16 protein-coding genes and 1 tRNA gene are annotated in these 17087 nt (G+C 57.3%); 8 read left to right on the forward strand and 9 right to left on the reverse strand.

What is annotated here, in order from left to right; all coding sequences use genetic code 11:
* Genes ACZ5ZH_RS10285 through ACZ5ZH_RS10295 form a run of 3 tightly spaced genes read right to left on the reverse strand, consistent with a single transcriptional unit; the run spans position 1 to position 6685 of the window.
* On the reverse strand, positions 1 to 3060 hold the full coding sequence (locus tag ACZ5ZH_RS10285; RefSeq protein WP_464771446.1) for a type I restriction endonuclease subunit R: 3060 nt from the start codon (positions 3058 to 3060) through the stop codon (positions 1 to 3).
* On the reverse strand, positions 3057 to 4235 hold the full coding sequence (locus ACZ5ZH_RS10290) for a restriction endonuclease subunit S (RefSeq protein WP_464771447.1): 1179 nt from the start codon (positions 4233 to 4235) through the stop codon (positions 3057 to 3059). Before ACZ5ZH_RS10290 ends, ACZ5ZH_RS10285 begins: the two co-directional genes overlap by 4 nt.
* Positions 4232 to 6685: a type I restriction-modification system subunit M gene (locus ACZ5ZH_RS10295; RefSeq protein WP_464771448.1), complete on the reverse strand. Its 2454-nt coding sequence runs from the start codon at positions 6683 to 6685 to the stop codon at positions 4232 to 4234. The genes ACZ5ZH_RS10290 and ACZ5ZH_RS10295 overlap by 4 nt, the downstream gene beginning before the upstream one ends.
* Before the next feature lie 207 nt (positions 6686 to 6892).
* On the opposite strand from ACZ5ZH_RS10295, the gene ACZ5ZH_RS10300 reads away from it, so the two are divergent.
* On the forward strand, positions 6893 to 8095 hold the full coding sequence (locus ACZ5ZH_RS10300; RefSeq protein ID WP_464771449.1) for a DUF6161 domain-containing protein: 1203 nt from the start codon (positions 6893 to 6895) through the stop codon (positions 8093 to 8095).
* A 28-nt stretch (positions 8096 to 8123) separates the two neighbouring features.
* Here the strand turns inward: ACZ5ZH_RS10300 and ACZ5ZH_RS10305 are convergent, their stop codons facing one another.
* Both ACZ5ZH_RS10305 and ACZ5ZH_RS10310 read right to left on the reverse strand, forming a co-directional pair.
* Entirely contained in the window at positions 8124 to 8597 is a 474-nt protein-coding gene (locus ACZ5ZH_RS10305) for a hypothetical protein (RefSeq protein ID WP_464771450.1), read from the reverse strand.
* A 120-nt stretch (positions 8598 to 8717) separates the two neighbouring features.
* Entirely contained in the window at positions 8718 to 9398 is a 681-nt protein-coding gene (locus ACZ5ZH_RS10310) for a hypothetical protein (protein WP_464771451.1), read from the reverse strand.
* Positions 9399 to 9588: 190 nt separating this feature from the next.
* Between ACZ5ZH_RS10310 and ACZ5ZH_RS10315 the strand changes: the two genes are divergently transcribed.
* From ACZ5ZH_RS10315 to ACZ5ZH_RS10335, 5 genes are all read left to right on the forward strand, one after another.
* Positions 9589 to 10980, forward strand: coding sequence for a DNA-methyltransferase (locus tag ACZ5ZH_RS10315; RefSeq protein ID WP_464771452.1), 1392 nt, complete (start codon positions 9589 to 9591; stop codon positions 10978 to 10980).
* A gap of 68 nt (positions 10981 to 11048) precedes the next feature.
* Positions 11049 to 11210 carry a hypothetical protein gene (locus ACZ5ZH_RS10320; RefSeq protein ID WP_464771453.1) on the forward strand — a complete coding sequence of 54 codons (162 nt, stop codon included), beginning with the start codon at positions 11049 to 11051 and terminating at the stop codon, positions 11208 to 11210.
* 373 nt (positions 11211 to 11583) lie between these two features.
* The gene (locus tag ACZ5ZH_RS10325) at positions 11584 to 12093 is read left to right on the forward strand and encodes a hypothetical protein (protein ID WP_464775176.1); all 510 of its coding nucleotides are present in this window, start codon (positions 11584 to 11586) and stop codon (positions 12091 to 12093) included.
* A 284-nt stretch (positions 12094 to 12377) separates the two neighbouring features.
* Positions 12378 to 12794 carry a hypothetical protein gene (locus tag ACZ5ZH_RS10330; RefSeq protein WP_464771439.1) on the forward strand — a complete coding sequence of 139 codons (417 nt, stop codon included), beginning with the start codon at positions 12378 to 12380 and terminating at the stop codon, positions 12792 to 12794.
* Positions 12795 to 12810: 16 nt separating this feature from the next.
* A complete protein-coding gene (locus ACZ5ZH_RS10335) occupies positions 12811 to 13146 on the forward strand; it encodes a hypothetical protein (RefSeq protein WP_464771438.1) in 336 nt (111 codons plus the stop codon).
* Positions 13147 to 13156: 10 nt separating this feature from the next.
* Here ACZ5ZH_RS10335 and ACZ5ZH_RS10340 read toward each other — a convergent pair whose 3' ends face one another.
* Positions 13157 to 13360 carry a hypothetical protein gene (locus tag ACZ5ZH_RS10340; RefSeq protein WP_464771437.1) on the reverse strand — a complete coding sequence of 68 codons (204 nt, stop codon included), beginning with the start codon at positions 13358 to 13360 and terminating at the stop codon, positions 13157 to 13159.
* Positions 13361 to 13461: 101 nt separating this feature from the next.
* Between ACZ5ZH_RS10340 and ACZ5ZH_RS10345 the strand changes: the two genes are divergently transcribed.
* Positions 13462 to 14055 carry a recombinase family protein gene (locus tag ACZ5ZH_RS10345; protein WP_464771436.1) on the forward strand — a complete coding sequence of 198 codons (594 nt, stop codon included), beginning with the start codon at positions 13462 to 13464 and terminating at the stop codon, positions 14053 to 14055.
* 2 nt (positions 14056 to 14057) lie between these two features.
* Here ACZ5ZH_RS10345 and ACZ5ZH_RS10350 read toward each other — a convergent pair whose 3' ends face one another.
* Entirely contained in the window at positions 14058 to 14267 is a 210-nt protein-coding gene (locus tag ACZ5ZH_RS10350; RefSeq protein WP_464771435.1) for a hypothetical protein, read from the reverse strand.
* 339 nt (positions 14268 to 14606) lie between these two features.
* On the opposite strand from ACZ5ZH_RS10350, the gene ACZ5ZH_RS10355 reads away from it, so the two are divergent.
* Positions 14607 to 15344, forward strand: coding sequence for an SHOCT domain-containing protein (locus ACZ5ZH_RS10355; protein ID WP_464771454.1), 738 nt, complete (start codon positions 14607 to 14609; stop codon positions 15342 to 15344).
* Positions 15345 to 15393: 49 nt separating this feature from the next.
* Here ACZ5ZH_RS10355 and ACZ5ZH_RS10360 read toward each other — a convergent pair whose 3' ends face one another.
* Together ACZ5ZH_RS10360 and ACZ5ZH_RS10365 are read right to left on the reverse strand one after the other, a co-directional pair.
* Entirely contained in the window at positions 15394 to 16749 is a 1356-nt protein-coding gene (locus tag ACZ5ZH_RS10360; RefSeq protein ID WP_464775178.1) for a tyrosine-type recombinase/integrase, read from the reverse strand.
* 242 nt (positions 16750 to 16991) lie between these two features.
* Positions 16992 to 17067 (reverse strand) — tRNA-Phe (locus ACZ5ZH_RS10365).
* Between the last annotated feature and the right edge of the window lie 20 nt (positions 17068 to 17087).

Raw genomic sequence — 17087 nt, forward strand, 5'->3', positions numbered from 1 at the left:
TCAGTATTCATGCTGCTTGTGCGCCAGATCGAAGATGATCTCGACGAGCGCCGGATCGGTGATGTGACGGGCGATCGCGCGCCGCACCTCCCGCTCTTTAAAGATGTTGCCCCGCCAATCGGCCTTCTTCGTGCGGCGAATGTCATCATCGACCGCCACGGCCAGCGATTCATCCTTGCCGAGGTTGTCGAAAAGAGCCCGCTTTGCCGCGCTGTTGATCGCCACTGGATAGGTGCCGCTGCCCTCGGGGCTGTGGACCTTCTTCGCCAACTCAACGATCTTGGCCAGATAATCGGCGTAGCTGATGGCATCCGCCTTGCGCTGTTCTACCAAGGCATCGAGCAGGTCCGACATCTGCTCATAATATTTGGGATTCACCGGGGTCTCATCGATAATGAGCTTGCGGACATTGTTCTCGATCGTCTCCGAAGAGGCATCTTGGTTGCGCTTGATGCCTTCGGGCAAGGCATCAAGCGCATCGGCACCGCGCTCAACGATCAGTTCGACCAACGACATGTCGTCGAATGCGGAAACTACCTCACTATCTTCGGCGCGGATGTAGGTATCGATCAGGTGCCGCATGGCGGGTTCGAACATCTTGAGATCGATGTAATCGCCGCTGGCGAGTTTCACCTCGCTGCGGACTTTCTCAAAGTGCTCAACCTCGGCCTTCAACGCTGCCGCGCTCGATGCATCATAACCGGCCTCATCGAGATCGTTCGCGATGTCGGCGTAGGCCCGTATCAGCGAAGCGGTCAGCTTGTAGAGAGCTAGACGCTTGGGCTCATTCTCCTTAAGCGCCTCCTTGTCGGAGGTATCGGCGGCGCAGAAGAAGTGGAGGTAAGCCGGGGTGTCGCGCGGTGGTGCCACCGGCTCGCACAGGGCGCGAATGGATTCGAGAACCTCGGTCAAGCGCTGCTGCGCCTTTTGCAGCCGGTTCTCCAACAGCCCTTCGACATCGGCCTTGTCGTAACCCTCGAATGCGCCCGAGGTGTAATCGGTGATCGCACCCTCAAGGCTGCGGAATAGGTCCTTGTAGTCGATGATCTGGCCATATTCTTTGTCATCGCCGTCGAGCCTATTCACCCGGCAGATCGCTTGGAACAGGCCGTGATCCTGCATCTTCTTGTCGATGTAGAGGTAGGTGGCCGACGGCGCGTCGAAACCGGTCAGCAGCTTATCGACCACGATCAGGAGCTTCATCTGCCCGGGGGATTCGATGAAGCGCTTCTTTACCTCCTTCTCGAAATCCTCAGGCTCTTTGCCGCCCAGCATGCGGTTGTAGATTTCGTATTTGCGCAGCCGCTCGGTCAGCCCCTCTCCGTCGCCTTCACCCTTCACATCGCTTTTGCTGGGCTTATAGCTGGTGATGATCGCGCACTTGTCCTTCAGCGGCGTCTTCTCGAACAGTTCGTAGAACTTGCACGCCTCGTAGATGCTGCCCGAAACCAGCATAGCATTGCCGCGACCGCTCGCGAGCCGGTCCTTCAATTCCATGTCCATCAGGATGTCGGCGACGATCTTTTCGAGGCGAGACTGGCTGGATAATACCGCTTTCATCGTCCCCCAGCGCTGCTTCAACTGCGCCTTGGCGAGATCGCTCAGGCCCTTCGTCTTGGCCTCGAACCACTGATCGATCTTGTGGGGAGAAGTGATGTCCTGATCGATGTCGCGGGCTTCGTAGCGCAGATCGAGCACCACGCCGTCCTCCACCGCCTCATCGAAGCGGTAGGTGTGGATGTAGGGACCGAACACCTCAAGGCTGGTGGCCTTGTCATCCTTGAGTAGCGGCGTGCCCGTGAAGCCGATGAACATGGCGTTGGGCAGGATTGCCTTCATCGCCTTGTGCAGTTCGCCCGATTGGGTGCGGTGGCACTCATCGACGAAGACATAGATGTCGCCTTTGGGCGAAAAGCCGGGGGGCAATGACTGACTGACCTCCTCGATGAAGCCTTCCACATCCGCCTCGGCATCTTCCTTGCCGCCGAACTTGTGGACCAGCGAACCGAGCAGCCATGGGCCGGTATCGTTGAGGCGAGCTATCAGGTCCGCACCGCTTTTGCTGCGGTGGATGTCCTCATCTACGCCCTTGAAGACCTTCTCGATCTGCTCATCGAGTTCGGTGCGATCGGTGATGATGAGGACGCGGGAGTCCTGAATATTCTCGCGTATCCACTTGGCCAGCCAGACCATGGTGAGGCTCTTACCCGAGCCTTGCGTGTGCCAGATGATCCCACCCTGCCGGGTGCGGATTTTCTCCTGTGCGGCGCGCACACCGAAATACTGGTTGTGGCGGCAGGTCTTTTTCGTGCCCGCATCGAACACGATGAAATCGTGGATCAGTTCGAGCAGACGATCCTTGCGGCAGACATGGATGAGTTCGCGGTCGAGTGGGCTGGCAGGCAGGTCGGGGGCTTCCTCCGGCTCCTTCCATTGCAGGTAATATTTTTCGCGGGTTTCCGTGGTGCCATAGCGCAGCCCCTCGGTGTCGTTGCCCGCCATGACAAGCTGCATGGTCGAGAAGAAGGGGCGGATGAACATCGCCTTCTGGTTATCGAGGTTTTGCCGGATTCCTTCGGCCACCGAAACGGTCGAACGCTTGAGTTCGAGCACACCCAGTGCGATCCCGTTCACATAGAGCACGATGTCCGGGCGCTTGGTGCTGCTCTTGGCATCGGCCCCGGTGACGGTGACCTCTTCGGCGATGGCGAAGTGGTTGGCCGCAGGATTGGCCCAGTCGATTAGGCGAACTGTCTGGTAGTTCTCACCCACCCCGGTTGAGACCTTCACGCCATATCGAAGTCGTTCGTAGACCGAGCGATTCACATCGTATGCGATGCGGGACTGATCCCCGGCCACGCGCTGCAATTCCGCGATGGCGCGGGAGATCAGAGTGTCGTCATATTGGCCTTTGAGCCACGCGCGGAGGTATTCTTCCTCGATATTCCGGTTGCCCTGCCGATCGTGCCAGTCCCCCAGATAGTCGTAGCCCAGCGTTTCGCGGAACAGCTTGACCACGCGGTTCTGGGTCGCGCGCTCGATCTGGCCGACTGTGCTCATACCAGTCTGATCCGTCCGGTGAGGAGTTGCTGCGTCATGCCCTCCCGAATATCGCGCAACTTTCCCATCTTGCTGCGCAACTGCTTTAGTTCGTCATCCATGGACAAGATTGCTCTACTGATTGCCCTCTGCTCCAAGTGATCTGTTGGAGCCAAGAGGCGCAGCACGCCGAGCTTCCCAACCGTCAAAACGGGTTGAGCGGATGCTTCGGACAGCCGATTAAGACCTAGTCGTGTTAAAGCAAGAGCCAGCCATTCTGGGTCGGTCCTCGCCCTCGGTTCAGCGACAATAGCGTGTTCAGAAGCGAAAAAATCACCTCTGGCAATCTGAATATTTCCACACAGCGCGCCAACTCGACCGATCAAGGGAAACACACCATTGTGCGTTTTGCTGCCAGTGAAGCCTCGCAGGCCGTTGGCACCGTAAACAGGAAAGGGACCGTCTTCGAAAATACTCCTGCTGGTAATGCCGGTGCCACTCTTCATCGAGCACAAACTGCCCAATTCGACGGTCTCCCAAACCCCCGTAAAACCGGGAAGCCGGAGCTTGCCGGTCAACAGCTGCTGCATCGCGGCCTGCTTGATGTCGCGTTTCTTGGCAATCAGCACGTCGACCGAGGCGATGAGATCGTCGATATCTTTTAGCGCAGCGGTGATGTGTTGTTGCTCGTGCACTGGCGGAAGAGCAAAGCTTACCGCCGACAACAACCTCCCGTTGGTTAGGGCACGCGTCGTATAGGTCGCAGACGATTCGATCTGCTGACGAACTTTCCGGCTCCGAAAGGCAAACGCCACAAAACCGGGCAGTAGCCGGTCACTTGATGGGCGCGCTCTTAGCACAAACCCGCTAAAGACAGCGCTCTCAATCGGCCCCATCAGGACCGAACACATGCCAATCTCCGCAACGGTCTCGGAGGTTCGCGTAAAAAAGGCATCATACTGCTTTACAGAATAAGCCTGTTGCTCACCTCGAGTAACGGAAACCTTGCCAGTGACATGGGACGGCAAGAGCCAAGGTTGCCGATAGACATCCATATAGTTTACGATCGGCGTGCCATAGCCAAAGAATTGTTTGGCTTTGTTTAGCCCATTTTTGAAATCGAAATGTTCGGCAATTGTAGCCTCTTTCCAGTCATCTGGAAGGGCGTCTACGCAAATGGCTCCCTCGCCAGTCATGCCACAAATCCCATAGCGGCAAGGTGCTTAGAGACTTTGGCCTCTAGGTCTGCGATGTGATCCGACAACGCAGGCAATGGCGATGCATAGCGCTCGGTTAGCGTCTTGAGCCGAGCAGTCAGCATCTGCGCCACGCGGTCCACTTCACCCTCAATCGCACTTTCTAGTGAAGCAATCCACTTATCCTCAACCACCAGCGCCTTGGCATCTACATCTGACAATCTGGGATATTGCGCCGCCACCTTGGCATTGAGCACCACCTGTGCGTCCTTGCCCGCGCGTGCCGCCTCGGCCTGATCAGTGGACAAGGCCGACCACTGCAGCAAGGCAGCCCTCTCATCCTTCGCGTCGGAGTCGTTCTTGATGACCTTGAGCCTTGCTTTCACGCTGGCGGCGGTCAGCTTTTCGGTATCGGATTTGGCTTCTGCCAGAAGGCCATCTTCGCCAGAATGCTCCTCTTCGAGTTCCTCGATCAGCCGTCCGAGTTCCTCGGCCTTGGCTTCCAACGCCTCAATTTCGGCCTGCTCCTTGGCGAAATAGCGAGCAACGATCAGTGCGGGCGGGATCAATTCGGCCTTGAGCCGCTTGGCGCTGCGGCCACTACCCAGCACCAGATCGGGCTCCTCGGTGAACTTACCATCGGCGTCCTTCACCAGTTCGCGCAGCACCTTGGCCACCGGCCAACCCTCCGCCGTGATCTGATAGGCATCGTCCTGCATCACTTCGGCCCAGTAAGCCATGATGTGCTGATAGGCGTCATAGGCATCGATCAGCGGGGATTCGCGGAACCGGGCAAGCAGGTCTTCCGACAAGGTGTGGATCAGGTCAGCCGGGTGATCGCCCTGATCGAACCCGCGCATCACCTCGATATTGGCATCACGCCAATCCGCGAAGATTCCCTGCACCGTGTCGGCGAATGCCTCGAACTCGGGATGGGCATGGATCGTGGCGCGCACCTCGGTCGGCTCGACCTTGGCACTAAGGTATCCGGGGCGATCACCCGGGCCGAACAGGTCATCGCGCAGTCCCGGCATGACCGCCCAATAATCTTGCAAGGCATCGACATCGCGGGCTGGGATTCCGCCTTTGAGGTGCGCTTCGATGTCTTGCAGGTCTTCGGCTTCCGATCCGTCGATATAGCGCGGGATGTTAAGGTTGCCCTCGTTCTTGCTGATTTCCGCCATGGGAACCATGCGGGAATAGCCATCGATCTCGATCGAGCGCTGGAAGACATCGACGATCTTGTGAACATCCTGCTCGCGCAGGCGGTTCTTGTTCCCGTCCTTTACGAAGCCCTTTGAGGCGTCGATCATGAAAATGCCCTTACGGGCTGAGGCGTGTTCCTTGTCGAGCACGATGAGGCAGGCGGGAATGCCGGTGCCATAAAACAGGTTGGCGGGCAGGCCGATGATGCCCTTGATGTAACCGCGCTTGAGCAGTTCGCGGCGAATGTCGGCTTCGGCATTGCCCCGAAACAACACGCCATGCGGCATGACGACCACGGCCTTGCCGGTTGATTTCATCGAGGCCAGCACATGGAGGAGATAGGCGTAATCGCCATTCTTCGCCGGGGGCGTGCCATAGGCGAAGCGTCCGAACTCATCATGATCAGGATCGAGGCCCGTGGACCATGCCTTGTCCGAAAACGGCGGATTTGCGACGATGAAATCGAACTGCTTGAGCTTGCCGTCCGGTCCCTTGTGGTAGGGCTTGGTCAGAGTGTTCTCACGCCAAAGCTCGGCATCCGCGCTATTATGGATCACCATATTCATCCGCGCGAGCGCGAACGTGGCGACATCCTTTTCCTGCCCATAGATCGACAGGCCATCCGGCGCGGCATCGTTGGCCTTAAGCAGCAAGGAGCCCGAACCGCAGGTGGGATCATAGATGGTATGCTGGCGGGTGGTTGCACGGTTGATCCCGACGGCCTTCGCCATGATCCGTGAGACCTCCGACGGGGTATAAAACTGTCCCTTCGATTTGCCGCTCTCGCTGGCAAAGTGGCGCATCAGATATTCATAGGCATCGCCAAGAATGTCGTCGCCCTCAGCCCGGTTTTTACGGAAATCGAGTTCCGGGCGGCTGAAAATCTCCATCAGCTTGGACAGGCGATCCACCATGTCCTTACCGTCACCCAGCTTGGTGGGATCGTTGAACTTGGCATTGTCGATCACGCCGCCAAGGCCGTTGGTTTCGGCCACTTTGGCGATGATCTTGTCGATCTCCTCGCCGATGTCCTTGGTGCCCTTGAGCTTCACCATGTCGGAGAAGTGACACCCTTCCAGCACCTCGATCTGGGCATTGGGATCGCTCAGGGAGCGGTCGGACACATATTTGAGGAACAGCAGGGTGAGGACGTAATCCTTATATTGCGAGGCATCCATGCCGCCCCGCAGCGCGTCGCAACTTTTCCACAACGAACTGTAAATCTGCGACTTTTTGACCGCCACTCTTTTGCCCCCCAACCTTCGAAACTCAACCGCAGCGACGTTGCGCTGCGCCCGAGCATGACGCTTAATCAGCATAGTTCAGCGAGGCAACGGCGCGTGCGTGGCCGATTCATTTAAACAGAAGAGCACCATTACGGGATGCGCCGCCGCCCATGCCTGCTAAACGGGTGGCGAGTTTCGCTGGGGGCAATGAACAGGGGGTTGGCTATGTCGGACACTGAGCAGGCGGCGCTGGAATTTGACACCAAGGCACCACCCCTGATTTTTCGCGACTGGGACGGGTTACAAAAATGGTTCGGGTCGGAACGCGCCCAGTGGGCATGGCTTGTCCGTGGGGACGGAGCAACCGACCTCTCCGGCGTGTCCGCGAATGTGCAGGACCAACTCGATGTCATCGCCAACACACTTGCGGCCTTGAGTTCCCGTGGGAACCCGATTTCCTCGGCTGCTGAGACGCTTGCGAAATTGGGCCTTGGAGGTCCGCTGCATTATTCGGAAAGTCCGGGGGGAAAGCTGATTTTGGACATCCGGGATCGCGCCGGGGAGCCTGCGGCTGCGTTTGCTTACGCATTCAGCAAACAGATGGTCGATCTACGCGCCGCGAAAGCTCCCGAACAATTGTTGGGAGCGATCTTGACGGCCCTACCCGACATGATCGATCCCTCTGCCTTAACCTCGCTCTTGAAGCAGGAGCGGGAGCGCTACCGGAACTCCCTGCGTTCAGCCATCGACCGGGTGGAGAAATCCGAGCAGGCGCGAGCGAGTGAGGCGCTAGCCCTGATGGGAAGAGCTAAGGCGATTGCGGCGAGCGCCCTGCGAATTCGCCAGAAACGATGGGATACTTCGCGCAGTTTCTGGGCAGCGGGAGCAACCGACGCGGTCAACAGCATCAGGGCTGTTGAGGCCACCTATCGCGAATCCATGGGACTGCAAGCGCCTGTAGAATACTGGACCACGAAGGCGTCGGCTCACGGGACCAAGGAGCAATCGTTGCGGTCTGGCCTAATGTTCTATTTCATCGCAACAGCGATCGTGATGGGGGGCGTTTTTTCCATGGCGGGCAATTTTCTGCTGAACCACACGGTCCCGGCAGGCCAGCAACAGCCAATTGCCCTCTATTTGGTTGTCACGGGTGGCTTGACGGTTCTTTCGACGCTAGCGTTCTGGATTGGCCGGGTGCTGATGAAGCTCTACCTGAGCGAACACCATCTGCGGAATGACGCCGAAGAGCGGGCGGTGATGACCACAACATACCTAGCGCTCAAGCATGAAAATGCGGCCACCGATGCCGAGAGACAGATTATTCTGTCGGCTCTTTTCCGTAACGCCCCGGATGGCATCGTTAAAGATGAAGGACCTTCGGACGGATTGCTGCAAGCCCTCCTCAGCCGAGCAAGCGCGGTGAGGTAACCTTTGCTGCGGACAGGCAGGGAGGATGTCAGCGTAATGCTGGCCGTTCAACATTCGACGCGGCTGGTTTAAACATACCATCGACGGCCTCCCGGATCAGCCCCTCGACGAATGCATCGCCCTCATCATTATCAAGGTGCCCTGAGGGTGGCATATCCATCATATGGATCGCGACATCGAAGCCGGGCAGGTATCCGTAGCCCGAATTGTGGCTTAGGCCGCTTTCATAAAATCCGGGTTCGACCGCTGCGGCCGTCATCTGAGAGTTTCGCGCCTCAAGCTGCTCATTCGCATCGAGCACAGCAGTGTAAACATTGTATGGGTCTTCACCCAGTATCGTTTCACCATCCGGCAATGTCAGCCTGAGGTAGAAGCGGTGAAAGACACGCTGCCTACCAGTCTCAATCACACCGATTTCAAACCGGGCATCTCTTGATGTATTATTTCCATCAATGATCGCGACAGTCCCCGAATTCCACACACTATAATGCTTCCAAGCCATATTCCACCTCAGTGATTTTAATATTTATCACTGATTTATAGAAAATTTGAAATATTATTCAAAAATCGTTGGTTAGATATACAGAATTGTTTTAGTTTTCTTAGGGAATGGTTGGAGCAATTACGGAATGTCTCTGGCCATCTTCTCAACCATCTTCCAAAAACCATCATCTTCACGAAATGCCGGAGCCATGAGGTCAAGTTCGTCGTCAGTTAGAAAGCATTCGCGGGCCAGCATGGGATCATATCTCGACTCCCGTTGGCTCTGAGCAATATCAATGACCTTCGATTTTGCACCTTCGCGCAGATCGCTTTCCGAGGGGACGGTCATGCCTTGTAGGCGATAGACTAACGCCACAACCGGCACGAGTTTCTCGATGGCTTCGGATTCAAGCGTTGATTGATCATCACCCCTCAGACTGAAATCTGCCGACATCGCGCGTGCTGACATTTTGGTGCGGCATTCCAGCACGAGGTCTTCGGCGTATCGATCAGCGACACCATAGAGTTCGATATCGAGCGTCGCTGGGATGAACCGGCCGCGTTGGGATGAATGGATGTGGTGGTCGTTAAGCCATTTGCACAACTCGACGGGGCGCTTAGCGTGCTCTCCGATTTCGCGTCTGGCAGCGTCGAGGTGAGCTTCCATTTTTTGCGCCCATTCAAGCGATTTATGGCGCTTGGCGCGAATCATCTTAACATTGCCGCGCAAGGTTCCCAGCGCCCTTCGCAATCCATCCTCACCATGCTTTGCGAGCCAGCGTTCCGCGAGTTCTCTGCGCAGTCGATCAAGTTCGGTCATGCGCTGGAAGTAGCTGCGCGCTCTTAACGAAGGCTTGAACTGCGGAGCTTGTCCAAAACATGCTCGGCATAAATTGAAGTGCGACGATTTGGTCTGAAAAAACAGCGTGGGGAGCTTGTCCAAAACGAGAATGAGCCGAACGCGGTTAGGTGAGAAAAAGCCTCATCACTTCATGAGGAGCTTACCGCCAATGGAACAGATCAACCTTTCCGTCGAACCGATCCAGATTATCCTTGAACAGCTTGGCGCGACGATTGCCGCTCAGATTTCGGCGGCCAATGACCGCGCCGAGGCAGCCGAGACCGAGTTCGCACGTTGGCAGACCGCCTTGCGTTCTCTTATTGGAGAGATGCCTCGGAAGGAGCCGCTCGCTGCTGCTAACGATGCCCTTGATGTTCCCGCACCCGAGGTTGCCCCGGTCGCTACCAACGTGCGCACCGGCATTGCCGATCAAGTGTTTCTCGACGCTCTCACCGCGGAATGGCAGAGCGCTCACGCCATTCGCAAGGCGCTCATCGTGTCCGACCACGGTGTGGCCTTCGGCACCGTTTACAAGCGGATGGAAAAGCTCACCGCCACCTTCCCGGACAGGATCGAAGCGACGGTGGAACCCGCGCGCTGGCGGTTGCGCGCTCCGAACAGCAGTGAGAAGATCGGCGCTGATAACCTCGTAACGCTCAGCCGTCCTGTGAAGAGTTCCAAGCCGGGCCAAAAGCAGAAGAAGTCTCTCCCGCTGCCGGTGCCCGCCAACGACATGCCGCCTTCCGTGATCACGGATGTTCGCGCACGCATCGTCGGTGAGCCCGCGCCTGCCGAGACTTTCGCGCCGGACCTGCGCCACGCGGATTGTTTCGAGGTGATGAAGTCGATGGCTGACGGCAGCGTTGACCTGATTTTGGCCGATCCGCCTTACAATACCACGGGTTTGGATATCGATCCGAAAATCGACCTCACGGCTCTTTGGACGGAGTTCCGGCGCATCGTCAAGCCTACCGGAACGATCATCCTGTTCGGGTCGCAGCCCTTCACGTCGAGGCTGGTCTGCGAAGCTAGCGATCTTTTCAAATATGATCTTGTCTGGCTGAAGAACCGTGCCACGCAAGCCTTCCAAGCTCGCAATCTCCCCTTGAAGCAGCATGAGGACATCTTGGTGTTCAGCCTCGGCACTACCATCAGCGCGAACCGCACCAATCGCCGCTACACCTATAATGCGCTGGGGCAGAGGTCTGCCGGTATGCTGGTTGTCAGCAAGGGAAAGCACTCCGCCTACCTCCGCAACATCAAGCATAATCCGGGTCGGCAATACGAGGGGACAACCAACAATCCGCGCAGCACCCTCTATTGCCCGAAGGATAAGCGTGGCCTTCATCCTTTTCAAAAGCCGCTGCCTCTGCTCGAATATCTGATCCGCACCTATTCGAATGAGGGGGAAATAGTGTTCGATCCTTTCGTGGGAAGCGGCAGCACCTGTGTGGCGGCCCTTCAAACCGGTCGTCGTTCCATCGGGGTGGAGGCTACGCGCAAGTATTCCGCTATCGCCGAGCACCGCGTCGCTGCTGCGATGCTGCCCAAAGCCACGTAGCGGAGGCATGTCCTTTCGCGGCTCTTATGTTTGTCCTCAAATAACTCTCTAAAGATATAGGGTTTTTCATGCGGACATCGGGGATCGAGCTTCTCTACTTCGACACCACCGACATGCCCGTAGCTATTGGATCGATGCTTGATGGGGCGGCTTGCCGCGCCAGCAAGGATCGAGGGAATGGCAAGGGCCGGGGACGCGCCTGCGCGGCACCGCTGGATGGATGTGGATGATCTGATGGTCAGTTGATGCGTCGGCCGTGACGGTCCCGCTACGCGGTCCCGCCTGCGCCCACCGCGAACAGGTTCAATGGCTCGACATCTGGCGATGCCAAGCCGTCTCCCTGTTCATCATCAAGGAGGCAAGTTTCATCTCGACTGGAACATCTCGGCTCCTCGATGCCCTCATACTTCTCCATGACCATTCGGGCACCGCCCGACGAGAGCCGCGAAGGGACACATCCGGGCGCTCCAATAACTGGTCGGAAATGACGTCCAAAAAAGCCCAGCGTTTCGGTCGATCCGGCATCCCGATTTTCACCGTTCCAAAAATGGTTGATTTTGGAACCGGCTGCGTAATGATGGTTCGGCGTCAAGGGGGATGGTGATGTCGCGACTGGATTGGGCAAATGGCGGACTCTACCAACCCGACCCTGCGCGGGCTCAGCAGTATCGAGATTTTGTCGAACCTGACCGGGTGATCACCGTCATCCGGGACCTCACGCCTGAGGAAAAGAGAGAATTGGCGAGGCGTGGGGCTCTTGGGCATCAGTCCCGTCGGCGAAAGAAATCGTCGGCAAAGAAGGCTCAGCCGGTAAAGAAGCCAACGGCGGTCAAGGTGAAGCCGAAGCAGATCGATAAGAAGCCGCTCACCCCTGAGGAGAAGCTGGCCAAGGCTTGGGCTGCCGCCCGAGTAGAGGGGCGACGAGCGGCAAAGGCTGAGGCCTATCTCAACAAGGTTCGCCGCCAGAAGGTGGCAATGGCTGCGAAGAAGAAGACCCACCTCGAAGCATGGGTGGAAAAACAGCAGGGGCTGCGAGCCGACCGTGAATCTCTTCATCGCGTCTGGAGGGCTAAGCTCTTGCCCGACGCCGACTTGAAGCCTTCGTCCGGTTGAGCGTCAGGTAACCTGACCACCTGCCCTGTGTTGTCGAGGCTGACCGCTTTCCTACCTTGGACAGACAAGGAGGTGTCGGCCATGGGATTGTTCGATAACAATGGGAATGACCGGAAAAATGACGGTCCGAAGGTCAAGACTGGCCCCACTGCTGGGCAAACCCGCTCTAGGAACGATGACGGGCGTTGGCGAACGAAGCGCAGCGATGCCGGTAAGCCTCGCAAGTGAGGGGCGCTGCCTGACAGGTCATGCCCCGAAAGAAACCGCCTCGACCCGAGCCCAGCATGCTGATCGCCAAGATCGAGGCGGTTGAGCAGAGCTACTACATCTCAGAGGATGCCGAGCGTGACCGCCCGATGGGGGACGAGGCCACCCTCGACATCGTGGGGCGCATCGAGCAGATCAGCCTCCGGTTGAAGCAGCACCTCGACCGACAGATCGATATATCTCTGGTCTGCGAACGATCCTTCTCACGAGATGAGCGAACCCCGGTCACCAACAATCCGTTCCTAATGCTGGTGAACCTGCGCAAGAGTGGCTGCTCCCTGATGGCTTATCTTCCTGCCGATGCCTTCTGGGCGCTGCCGCAGATGATCGCTGCCGGTGCTACCCATATTGAGGTCCGGTTCGAGCCGCCTCATCATGGGAGCGGCACTCTCCTCAGCCTCCACTTCGCGTCAGCGTCGAAGATCGGCGAGTAGCGTCCTAAATATCGGTATGCCCACGCCGATCCCCCTCACTGAATGTCTCGGCCTCATCGATCTCATGCTGACCGGCGACGAGCAGAGCTTCGACATCGATGGCGTCAGATGTTCGGTCGAACGGATCGAGGAGCACGCCTGCTTCGAAGCCGCCACCGCCGACTTCGGCCTCATGCTGATCATCCCCCACTGGTATGCCGGGGAACACGGATCACCCGCCTACATCGCCATCGTCGGCGATCACCCTGCCTGCCTGCGATGGCTTCCCATCGACCGGGAAGATAAGTGCGCCCTCATTGAGCGCCTGCCGCTCAGCGCCATCGATGAGACCTTATGTAGGCTGGCAATCTGATCGCCCGCGCCTATCGCCGATCGTAGATCAGCCCGGACAGGACATTGCCCTTGGCGATGGTCCGGTGCGTGGCGTCCTTGGTGCTGTTGGTGGTGGGATCATAATAGCCCAGCGTGTGGTAGCTGGCGTCGAGCGCCTTCTGCTTCCCGCCGCCGAGGTCTTCGATGTAGCCGATGGTGTGGTTGATCGCGTTCTTGATCGCCGTCTTCGACATAGATGCCTCCCTCAGTGAGACTCGACGCTCTCACGGAAATGAGAAATAATCGAACTAAAAGAACTACTTGACGCATTCCAGAACTGTGAGAGGGTTCTGGAATGACCAAGCGCGTAGCCCTTTATACCCGTGTCTCTCAGGACTCCCAGACCACCGAAAACCAGCTTCGCGATCTCCACCTGATGGCCGAGCGCATGGGCTGGGAGATCGTCGCCCACTTCACCGATCAGGGGATCAGCGGCGCACGCGGACGCGAGAAGCGCCCCGGCCTCGACGCGATGTTGAAAGGGATCGCCCGGCGCGAGTTCGACATGCTGGCGGCATGGTCGGTCTGCCGTCTGGGACGGTCCCTCCAACATCTCATCACCATGCTGGGCGATCTCGATGCCCGCGGCGTCGATCTCTATCTCCATGTCCAAGCCCTCGACACCTCCACGCCTTCGGGCAAGGCCATGTTCCAGATGTTGGGCGTCTTCGCCGAGTTCGAGCGGGCCATGATCTCCGAAAGGGTGAGGGCCGGTCTGGCCCGCAGCAGCAAGAAAGGTGGCCGCCCCCGCCTCGACCCGGACAAGGCCGAGAAGATCAGGCGCTCGCTCATGAAGGGCGTGAGCATCAATGCCACGGCAAAGAAGCTCAAGGTTGGCGTCGGCACCGTCCACCGGCTGAAGCAGCAGATGACCGCCCAATCGGCCTGATCTCAATCGGGGTGAGGCGATCTGGCGTCGATGTCACGCAGCCGCGCGATGAACTCCTCGGCGGTCATCGAGGGTCCCGGCTGCGCCGCCGCCTGCTGGATCATGGCGACGAACTCGTCCGACATCTCACCTCGGCAGATCGGGCAATCATCGTCATGCCCATTACCGAACCGTTCCTCATGCTCAATCACGATCTCGGAGCCTCCGCGCATGATCCAGCCAGATTATAGCACAGCCGCGACATAGTGGAGCCGGTTCGATGCCGTCCCCGGGAATCGAACCCGCGACAAAGGAAACCCCATGGAAAACAACGACGACGCCCAAGAACCCGAAAATGACCCGGGGCAGTCTCCGTCCCCGGGCACCATTTGTTCTCAAAGCCCTGAAATCGTTAGAAAATCGTCTCAAAAACGGTCTTCTAACCCTCGCTCCCCCACAGTTAAGGATTTCGGGAACAACTAATCTATACGGCTTTAAAGGCGACAAAACATCATTGTGCGACGTGCCGCTCCTGCATTAAGCGGTGCCACTTCAGGGCCATGGGGGTGATCGTGACAGATGAATATCGGCAGTCGGACTTCTCCAGCGGAGTCGATAACTTCAAATTGTTGACCATGGCGCTTCTCATGGTTGGCGCATGTTTCAGCGGCGTCGGCTTAATACCCGTTCTGGTTTTGCTCTTCGGGCTGGCAGCAGGTCTAAAAGGCGGCAATACGGCGAACATCAAGGTCACCTCTCGGATGCTTCAAATCGGGGCATTGGTTTCCCTAGTCGGACTTCTGATCGCTGCGGCGTATTTCTATCGCGAGGCGACCAGCATCCATCAGTTCCCTGACCCATATAACGACCCGAAATATGCTGAATATCTCAACGAAACACCCCTGCAACAGGCATTGCGGGGAGATGCATGGCATTCAGATTATAATGATTTCCAAACCGCACTAGGAAAATATCAAACCTCTCAACAAGATTTCAAAGAGAGAGAGACTTATTTTCTAATGTCGCTCGGGGGGACGGCTGCCCTAGTGTTCTGTATACTTGCGACAGAATTTTTATGGGTTCGCCCGCTAGATCGGCGTTTGCACGCAGTTCGTGAAGCTATTAATTCTATGAGTCGAAGGATTCCAGAGAAACCCAAAGTCGGTCGTATAATGGGCCGCGAAGCACTTCATCCGTTTTCTGTCGCGGATGAACTGAGGAAATGGAAACAGATGTTCGATGATGAACTAATCACGGATGAGGAATATCAGGCAGCCAGACAGAGATTGTTACAGGGGGCACGACCGTGAGAAATCTCGCTATGAGCCTTCAGTAACAGAAGCAAGGCAGCCATAGGCCTCAACCTGTGTCGGCACGGGTCAGATGGGAGAGATCAACTCCTTCAAAGGCGAGTCGACAAATCGCCTCATTAAGCACCTTCACTCCATGACCTCTGCCATAATTTTCCGATGCGTTGCTCTTCGTCGAAGAGCCATTTGTCCAGCCGCCAATCGCTAACGCGACATCGTGGTCGATCCGGGCTGCCCTCAATTCGTCGCGGAAATTATGCCGGAAGCTGTGGAAGCAGGTTCGATCCTGTGCGGCTCCCGCTTTTCGCGTGAACAGCGTGAACCACTTGGAGAATGCCACGGCCCGGACACCTCTCGGTCCCGGTGCTATTTCTCCAAATAGCTTCTTCTCTCCCGCTCGGCGACGCCTATCAACAAAATGGAACAGGCCGAAATCAGCGAAATTTGAATGAACGGGAACGACCCGTTCGCTGGACCTTGTCTTTAATTGCTTATCCGTGCTGCCGACCAATGACACTTCGCTCACCACGAAGCACTGGACGCCGTCTATCTCTCGCACATCGGTCACATCCAGTTGACAGATTTCATTGAGGCGCATCCCCGTGTGGAGAGCGATGAGCGGGATCCAGAACCGAGCGTTTTGCGGATGCTCGTTCCCCGGAAGGAAATACCCGCGCTCTCCGTCGGCGCACCCTCGATAGAGCGGCGCGTTGAAAATCTTCTTCAACTGAGCCGGAGAAAAGGGGAAGCGCTTGTCGCGCTTCGACACCTCGTCGGGCAGCCGCAGCCCACGGGCAGGATTCCGGTCGAGATATTCTTCCTGAACAGCCCAGTTCAAGAAGCTCGACAGATCGGTGAGATATGCGTTCACATTGGCCGAGCTAATGAGATTGTCCAATTGCCCCTCTCGGGCCTTCTCCGCCGCCTGTCGAGGGGAGAGGCGCGGGAAGCGCTTGTTCGCGTTCTTCGGCAGAAAACGCAGCGTCTCTATGAAATCTCGGCAATGCGCCCGGGCAAAATCTCGAATTGGCAGATCAGCACCGATGATGGCCACGGCTACCTTGCGACAGGTGTCGTATGAGTTCCGCGTCCGAATGGACCAACCTCGTGTCGGATCGTTGATATAACGGTCATAGACCTCACCAAAGGTCAGGAGCGGCGTTTGAGACGCTATGGCGGGCTGCTCCGCCGAAACCCTCATCGGGGTCGGTGGCACTTGCATTTGCTGCCCTATCGGAGCGGACGGGCCAACCGTCCCGAGCAACATCTGATCGACGGTTAATCCCACTCGTAGCCTCGCGCCTTCGATCTCGGCTTCGATTTGAGAGGCGATCAGGGGGAAGCGACGAACAGCACATTTCAGGCTGTCTGTCCGCAGTGAGCGCCAAATTTCGGCTCGGCCCATGTACTGCTGAATATCGTGTGGAACACGGCGTCGAAGATAGAACTGGCCACCCCGCAAACACATGCCTGATGGCAGTTTGTGTAGCAGCTTTGTGTAGCAGTTCTTGGAACCCACAGCCCTTGATTTCCAAGGCTTTTCAGCACTCTCCGCTACTCGACTGTGTAGCAGAACTGTGGGGGAGCGAGGGTTAGAAGACCGTTTTTGAGACGATTTTCTAACGATTTCAGGGCTTTGAGAACAAATGGTGCCCGGGGACGGAGTCGAACCGCCGACACTGCGATTTTCAGTCGCATGCTCTACCAACTGAGCTACCCGGGCACGAGCGCCGGGGAGGACCA

Source organism: Sphingobium sp. TomMM7A, from assembly GCF_055397305.1.